At 66.5% G+C, this 966-nt stretch carries 1 protein-coding gene; it reads right to left on the reverse strand.

The window, feature by feature from the left end:
- Window positions 1-19: 19 nt before the first annotated feature.
- Entirely contained in the window at window positions 20-904 is an 885-nt protein-coding gene (locus tag NLI01S_RS24810; RefSeq protein ID WP_067609335.1) for an IS982 family transposase, read from the reverse strand.
- Window positions 905-966: the final 62 nt, after the last annotated feature.

Genomic DNA, 966 nt, shown 5'->3' on the forward strand with positions numbered 1-966 from the left:
ATGATTGAGTCCGATGTCTTCAGTGGTCGTAGGCGATCAGGGAACGCTTGGCGGGTGCGTTGGTCTCCCAGTTGTGCCAAATCGCCGCGGCCATGGCGAGCAGGCGCTGTGCGGTACGGGCGAACACCCCCGCCGGAGTGCGCCCTCCATGCTGTTCCAGGCTGAGCTGGCCTTTGAGGGTGTCGATCACTGCCTCGATCCACTGGCGAGACCGCACCAGCTTGCCGTGGCGGGGCTTCTCGTCCTTGCGGTCGGGACGCACCAGATAGCAGCCCAGCCGCTGGGAGACGAAATGCTCGAAGTCCCGTCCGGCGAAGCCCTTGTCGGCCAGGATCACCTGACCGGCCCGGACGAGGTCGTGGTCGCGTTCCAGCAGGGCGGCCATGACCTCGCGTTCGCCGATCTTGGGGTGGGCCAGACACCACGTGATGGGCATGCCCTCGGCCGTGGTGACCAGGTAGAGCCGGTAGCCCCAGAAGAACCGGGAGTGGGAGCGGCAGTACCCGTACCCGGCCTGCCCGGCCAACTGCGAGCGTTTGACGGTCTCGCGCGAGGCCGCGCACGGCAGCGGGGTGGAGTCGATCAGCCGCAGGTCGTCGTCCCAGGTGGGTGCCTGTCGGGCGAGGTGGTCCAGGGCGCGGGTGATCAGTGGTCCGGCGTTGTTGAGGCGCTTGTTGTATCCGGACTGGCCAGGCAGATAGGCGAACAGGTGGCCCAGGCGGGAGTCGACGAAGCGAATCCAGTGACGGGTGGAGGGGAAGCCGAGCAGGACCTGGGCGATGGCCAGGCACAGCAGTTCGGCGTCCGACAGCCGTGGCGGTCGGCCGATACGGCGGGGTTCGACGACGTGGTCGTCGCAGAACACGTAGAGTGCGGTCAGAAGGGTGTCCAGGTCTCGTTTCACACCAAGACTCTGCGGCACCCTTCGCTGTGTCCGCTACCTGCTCACACATCGGACTCACTCAT

Source organism: Nocardiopsis listeri NBRC 13360 (assembly GCF_001570765.1).
GTDB lineage: Bacteria > Actinomycetota > Actinomycetes > Streptosporangiales > Streptosporangiaceae > Nocardiopsis > Nocardiopsis listeri.